Origin of the sequence: Streptomyces sp. NPDC057638 (assembly GCF_042800315.1) — a bacterium.
Lineage (GTDB): Bacteria > Actinomycetota > Actinomycetes > Streptomycetales > Streptomycetaceae > Streptomyces.
Window position 1 is genome coordinate 1 of the sequence record NZ_JBHVHF010000370.1, and the last position, 6621, is coordinate 6621.

At 70.9% G+C, this 6621-nt stretch carries 5 protein-coding genes; all 5 read right to left on the reverse strand.

The genetic code is table 11. From position 1 onward, the window contains the following. Window positions 1–128: 128 nt before the first annotated feature. Window positions 129–1094: a UDP-glucose 4-epimerase GalE gene (galE, locus tag ACFVIM_RS31050; RefSeq protein ID WP_384308433.1), complete on the reverse strand. Its 966-nt coding sequence runs from the start codon at window positions 1092–1094 to the stop codon at window positions 129–131. Window positions 1095–1176: 82 nt separating this feature from the next. Beyond that, window positions 1177–2460, reverse strand: a complete 1284-nt coding sequence (locus ACFVIM_RS31055) for a nucleotide sugar dehydrogenase (protein ID WP_384308436.1) — start codon at window positions 2458–2460, stop codon at window positions 1177–1179. Next, entirely contained in the window at window positions 2457–4094 is a 1638-nt protein-coding gene (locus ACFVIM_RS31060; RefSeq protein WP_384308438.1) for a glycosyltransferase family 2 protein, read from the reverse strand. Before ACFVIM_RS31060 ends, ACFVIM_RS31055 begins: the two co-directional genes overlap by 4 nt. 12 nt (window positions 4095–4106) lie before the next feature. Next, window positions 4107–5117, reverse strand: coding sequence for a Gfo/Idh/MocA family protein (locus ACFVIM_RS31065; protein ID WP_384308441.1), 1011 nt, complete (start codon window positions 5115–5117; stop codon window positions 4107–4109). Further along, complete coding sequence (locus ACFVIM_RS31070; RefSeq protein ID WP_384308444.1) at window positions 5114–6232, reverse strand: DegT/DnrJ/EryC1/StrS family aminotransferase; 1119 nt, start codon at window positions 6230–6232, stop codon at window positions 5114–5116. The genes ACFVIM_RS31065 and ACFVIM_RS31070 overlap by 4 nt, the downstream gene beginning before the upstream one ends. Window positions 6233–6621: the final 389 nt, after the last annotated feature.

The window sequence follows — 6621 nt, forward strand, 5'->3', positions numbered from 1 at the left end:
GTTCATCCCCGGGAGGCGGGCCTCAGTCATACGGCCCGCGACTCGACAGGCGGCCCCGCGCCTGGCCACGGGCCCTGGCCGTGGGGGCACGAGTCACGCCCCCGGGCGGGCAGGCGTTCCGCGCGGCCCTAGTGGCGCAGGGTCCAGCCGGACCAGGCGGAGGTGACCATCGCGCGTACGTCGTGCCGCGCCGCCCAGCCCAGTTCGTCCCGGATGCGGCCCGCCGAGGCGACGACCCGTGCCGGATCGCCGGGGCGGCGTTCCGTGATGACGGGCGCGGGCTCCGCGATGCCGGTGATGTCCTGGATGACGGCGACCATCTCGGAGACGGAGACGCCCTCGCCCCGCCCGATGTTGAGCACCAGCGCGGCCGACGGGTCCGACGCGAGCCGTCGCGCGGCGGCGAGATGCGCGGAGGCGATGTCCTCGACGTGGATGTAGTCACGGACGCAGGTGCCGTCCGGCGTGGCGTAGTCGTCGCCGAAGACCCGGGGCGCCTCCCCGGCCGTCAGCCGTTCGAAGACCATCGGGACCAGGTTGAAGACGCCCTCGTCGGCGAGTTCGGGCGTCGCCGCGCCCGCCACGTTGAAGTAGCGCAGGGACGCGGTGGCCAGCCCGTGGGCGGCGCCGACGGAGCTGACCAGCCACTCACCCGCCAGCTTGGTCTCCCCGTAGGGGGACATGGGCTGGCAGGGCGTGTCCTCGGTCACGAGGTCGACGTCCGGCATGCCGTAGACGGAGGCGGAGGAGGAGAACAGGAAGCGGGTGACGCCCGCGTCGACGGCGGCGGCGAGCAGGTTGCGCAGGCCCTCGACGTTCTCGCGGTAGTAGTAGAGCGGCCGGGCGACGGACTCGGCGACCTGCTTCTTGCCCGCGAGGTGCACGATCCCGGTGATGGCGTGCTCGCGCAGCACCCGGTCGAGGAGTGCGCGGTCGAGGACGGTGCCCACTTCGAGGGGGATGCCGTCGGGGACGCGCTCCTTCGTTCCCGTACTCAGGTCGTCCAGGATGACGACGCGTTCGCCGCCCTCCGTCATCGCCTTCACGACGTGCGAACCGATGTATCCGGCGCCGCCGGTGATCAACCAGGTCATGCCCTCTGCCTTTCGCACAGGGCCCTGCCCCCGCGCCGCCCGGGGCGCGGGAGCAGGGCCGCCTCACTGCCGCTCACCCGTTTCAGCCGCCGATGACGACCCTGCGCACGCCTTCCCAGCGGGCCGGGTCCGTGGTGCGGCGGCCGTCGACGAGGACGCGGACGTCCGGCAGGTCGGCGGCGGCCAGCTCGCGGTACTCGGCGTGGTCGGCCTGGAGGATGGCCGCGGTGACCTGCTCGCCCGCGTGCGGGGTGAGGCCGTGCGCGGTGAGCTCCTCGGCGGTGTACATGGGGTCGGAGACGTACGGGACGGCCCCGCGCGCCTTCAGCGCCTCGACGGTCGGGAAGACACCGGAGAAGGCGGTCTCCTTGACGCCACCGCGGTAGGCGGCGCCGAGCACCAGCACCCCGGCGCCGGTGAGGTCGCCGTAGGCGGCGGCCAGCAGGTCCACCGCGTACTCGGGCATGGCGGCGTTGGCCTCACGGGCCGAGCGCACGACGGTGGCCTCGGGGTCGTTCCACAGGTACATCCGCGGGTAGATCGGGATGCAGTGGCCGCCGACGGCGATGCCGGGCTGGTGGATGTGGCTGTAGGGCTGCGAGTTGCAGGCCTCGATGACCTTCTTGACGTCGATGTCGTTCTGGTCGGCGAACCGGGCGAACTGGTTGGCCAGACCGATGTTGACATCGCGGTAGGTGGTCTCGGCGAGCTTCGCCAGCTCGGACGCCTCGGCGGTGCCGAGGTCCCAGACCCCGTTGGCGCGCGGCAGGTCCGCGCGCTCGTCGAAGTCGAGCACGCTCTCGTAGAACTCCACCCCACGGCGGGCGGACGCCTCGTCGATGCCGCCGACGAGCTTGGGGTAGCGGCGCAGGTCGGCGAAGACCCGGCCGGTGAGGACCCGCTCCGGGGAGAAGACGAGGTGGAAGTCCTCGCCCGCGGTCAGCCCCGAGCCCTGCTCCAGCATCGGCGCCCAGCGGGTGCGGGTGGTGCCGACGGGGAGGGTGGTCTCGTACGAGACGAGGGTGCCGGGCTTGAGGCCGCGCGCGATGTCCCGGGTGGCGGAGTCCATCCAGCCGAAGTCCGGGGTGCCCTCGGCGTCCACGAAGAGCGGGACGACGACGACGACGGCGTCGGACTGGGCGACGGCGGCGGCGGTGTCGGTGGTGGCGCTGAGCAGTCCGGCGCCGACGGTCTCCTTCAGCAGCCGGTCCAGGTCGTGCTCGCCCGGGAAGGGCTCGGTGCCCGCGTTGACCAGCTCGACGACCGTCTCGTTCACATCGGCGCCGATGACCTTGTGGCCCTTGGCCGCGAACTGCACGGCGAGCGGAAGCCCGATCTTGCCGAGCGCTACTACACAGATATTCATCGGGTTACTTTCCTCTTCACACGAGCCAGCAGGGGCCGCACCTGCGACCACCATCTCTCGGGGGGCGGGAACAGCAGTCCGGTCGAGACCACCACCCGTCCCTTGGTGTTCACTCGGGCGGACACCCGGTACGGGGTGCCGCCGCGCCAGCGCCGGGCCAGCGGCATCGGCTTGTCCTCGCCGCGTACGGGGATCTCATACATCCAGCCCGCGAGCCGGAGATGGACCCGCAGCCCGGTCGACGCGGTCCGCGCCGGGATCGGGATCAGCGCGTGGACGACGGTGGACCGGCCGTCGGCGGCCGGCTCCAGCCGCTGCTCGCCCTCGGCGGCGGGGACGGGACGGTCGGCGGGAAGACGGCGCGCGCCGGGCTTGTCGGCGCTCTTGGGCATGGCGCCCTGGATCAGCTTCAGCGCGAGCTCGTCGGCGTCACCGGCCAGCCCGGCGACGGGGACCCGTACGGAGACGGCGAGCGCGAGATCGTCGCCGCGCTGGTCCCACGCGGCCGACAGCAGTTCCGTACCGGAGGCGAGGGCGGCGGCGACCGAGTCACCGAGGACCTCGTAGACACGGTCCGGCAGCCCGAAGGCGGAGTCACGGAATCCCGGGTAGCGGGCGAAGACACGGCCGTCCTCCACCAGGAACCCGGGCGCGACCCCCTTCTCCTCCGCCGCGATCATCGCGACCAGCTCGTCCACCAGGCCCTGCTGGGCGAGGGCGAGCCGGACCCGGCGCTGCACGGGCAGCGCGTCACGGATGGTGTCGGTCAGATACTCGTCGGCGAGCCCGGCGATACCGAGGCACAGCTCCCGCCGTACCGTCGGGTCGACCTCGGGGAAGTCGCCCTGGATCAGCTTGGCGAGCTCCCAGTTGAAGTGGCGCTCGAAGACATGGTCCCGCTTCGGGCCCGGCTCGATCAGCCCGGCCGCGAAGTCCAGGATCCGCTCGGCGCAGCGCATCCGGGCCAGATGGTCGGCCCGGTAGGTGATGTTGCTCGCGTCGCCGCGCTTGACGGCGTAGTAGTACGTGTAGTCCGCCAGCACCGAGATCTTCCGCGCCCGTACACACGCCTCGATGGTGAACGGCTGGTCGCTGCCGACCGGCATGTCCTCCGGGAAGCGCAGCTGGTGCTTCTCGACCAGTTCACGGCGGAAGAGCTTGGTGTTGGCCAGGGTGTAGGGCAGCGCGGAGTCATAGAGGCTGACGTCCGGGTCGCTCTTCTGGTACAGCGCCTGGTGCACATAGCGGCCGTTGGTGCCGACCATCTTCCCGACGACCACGTCGGAGCCGTGCTGGTCGGCGCAGGCCACCATGCGGGCCAGCGCCTCCTTGCCGAGGTGGTCGTCGGAGCCGATGAAGTAGACGAAACGGCCGGTGGCCACCTCCAGCGCCCGGTTGCTGGGCGCGGCGGGGCCACCGGAGTTCGTCTGGTGGATCACCTTGACCGTCTTCGGGTACTTCTTCGCGAAGCGGTCCAGCTCCGCCCCGCTGTCGTCCGTGGAGCCGTCGTCGACGGCCACGATCTCCAGCCGGTCCAGGCCAATGCTCTGCCCGACAAGGGAGTTAAGGCACTCCGTCAGATACGGCATGGTGTTGTACACCGCCACGACGACGGTGACATCAGGACTGGTCAAGGCTCCCTCGCCCTACTGGGCCGCGTGCGCGGAGAGGTCGACGGTCACCCCTGCTGCGGCGGACTCGAGGACGGCCGCCGCCACCTCGACCGTCCGCAGACCCTGGCGGAGCGTGCAGATGTCGTCCGACTTGCCCAGGATCGCGTCCCGGAACAGCTCGTGCTCCACCAGCAGCGGCTCACGCTTGGGAATGGCGTAACGGATCATGTCACCCTCGGCGACCCCGCGGAACGCCTGGAGCGCCTCCCACTCGGTGGCCTGGGCGGCGTTGGAGTAGAAGGTGAGGTCGGCGGTGAGGGTGTCGGCGATGAAGCAGCCGCGCTCACCGGTGACCGAGGTGAACCGCTCCTTGAGCGGGCTCAGCCAGTTCACCAGGTGGTTGACCATGGTGCCGTCGGAGAGCTGGCCGACGGCGGAGACCATGTCCTCGTGCGGACGGCCGGACTTGGAGACCGTACGGGCGGCGATCGAGGTGTACGTCTGTCCCGTCACCCACCCGGTGAGGTCGATGTCATGGGTGGCCAGGTCCTTGACCACACCGACATCGGCGATGCGGTGCGGGAAGGGACCCTGGCGGCGGGTGACGACCTGGTAGACGTCGCCCAGCTCCCCGGCCTCCAGCCGCTGGCGCAGCGACCGCAGCGCCGGGTTGCAGCGCTCGATATGGCCCACGCCCGCGACCAGCCCGCGCGACTCGAAGGCGTCGACCAGACGGCGGGCGCCCTCGACGGTGTCGGCGACGGGCTTCTCGATCAGGGCGCCGATCCCGGCCGCGGCCAGCTTGAGGCCGACCTCCTCGTGGAGCGCGGTCGGGCAGGCCACGACCGCGTAGTCCACACCGAGGGCGATCAGGTCGTCCACCTCGGCCAGTACGGGCGCGCCCTGCGCCCAGCCGTTCTTGTCCCCCATCGGGTCGACGACGCCCACGAACTGGACGCCTTCGAGTCCCGCGAGGACACGCGCGTGGTGACGGCCCATGGAGCCGAGGCCGATCAGCCCGGCCCGCAGAGTCGCGGTGGTCACAGGTTCTCTCCAAGCTCGTTCACGGCGGTGACGATGCGCTCCAGGTCGTCCTGGGAGAGCGAGGGGTGCACGGGCAGCGAGAAGACCTCGGCCGCGGCGCGCTCGGTCTCGGGCAGGTCCCAGTGACGGCCCGCCTTCTGGTCCGGCTCCCAGAACGGCCGCAGCCGGTGGATCGGGGTCGGGTAGTAGACGGCGTTGCCGACACCGGCCTCGGTGAGACGGGCCATGGCGGCGTCACGGTCACCGCTGACACGGATCGTGTACTGGTGGTAGATGTGCCGCGCGCCCTCGGCCACGACCGGCGTGGTCACGTTCGGCGCGGTGATGTGCTCGCTGAGGTAGGCGGCGTTGGCGATGCGCTGCTCGGTCCAGCCCTGGAGCTTGCCGAGCTGTACCCGGCCCACGGCGGCGGCGACGTCGGTGAGCCGCATGTTGCAGCCGACGATCTCGTTGGCGTACCGCTGCTCCATCCCCTGGTTGCGCAGCAGCCGCAGGGTACGGGCGATCTCGGCGTCGCCGGTGGAGATCATGCCGCCCTCAAGGGAGTGCATGTTCTTGGTCGGGTAGAAGCTGAAGGTGCCGCCGACGCCGAAGGCGCCGACCGGGGTGCCGTTCAGCGCCGCCGCGTGCGCCTGGCAGGCGTCCTCGACGACCGCGAGCTTGTGCTGGTCGGCGATGGCCATGATCTTGTCCATGGCGGCCGGGTGACCGTAGAGGTGCACCGGCATGATCGCGGCGGTACGGGGGGTGATGGCGGCCTCGACGGCGGCGGGGTCCAGACAGAAGGTGTCGGCCTCGATGTCCGCGAAGACCGGGTCCGCGCCGACCAGCCTGACCACGTTGGCGGTGGCGGCGAACGAGAAGGACGGGACGATGACCTCGTCACCCGGGCCGATGCCGGCCGCCAGCAGAAGGAGGTGCAGCGCGGAGGTACCGGAGTTGACGGCGACGCAGTGGCGGCCGTCGACCAGCTCCGAGAAGCCCTCCTCGAAGGCGGCCACCTCGGGGCCCTGTACGACCCGGCCGCTGCGCATCACGCGTACCGCGGCCTCGATCTCCTCCTCACCGATGACCGGGCTCGCAGCGGGGATGGGCTGCCGGTTGCTGCTCGTCATGGACGTCCTCCTTGAACACCGCAAGAGCTTTATGTGGCAGGAGGCCGGGGCGCGGCGGTCATGGTAGAGGCCGCACACCCCTTCGGCGCGAAGCCAACGCCCTACCGAGGTCCGGGACCGGTGGTGTGTCCCAAGCCGGTCACCCACCGTAGTGTCCGGAACGGGATCCTCAACCCGGCAGCGACCGCCGTCACATTATCAGGGATTCCCTTATGAATTCCGGGCCCGGTAAGGCGGCCGCGCATCAATTCGGAGACAAAAACCGTGGTCGATCCCCGGTTCCTGGGGGAGTTGTGGAATAGGACACGGTCCGTTCACCGAAGGCTCCGCGAACCTTCCCGCGCCCGCCCCCCGAAGGAGCGGGACCCGGTGTGCGGGGGGCCTGGAGG

What these genes read in the sequence shown, in the direction of transcription:
- ACFVIM_RS31070 (WP_384308444.1), bottom strand. Translation starts at nt 6,232, where the DNA reads ATGACGAGCAGCAACCGGCAGCCCATCCCCGCTGCGAGCCCGGTCATC.
- ACFVIM_RS31055 (WP_384308436.1), bottom strand. Translation starts at nt 2,460, where the DNA reads ATGAATATCTGTGTAGTAGCGCTCGGCAAGATCGGGCTTCCGCTCGCC.
- galE (WP_384308433.1), bottom strand. Translation starts at nt 1,094, where the DNA reads ATGACCTGGTTGATCACCGGCGGCGCCGGATACATCGGTTCGCACGTC.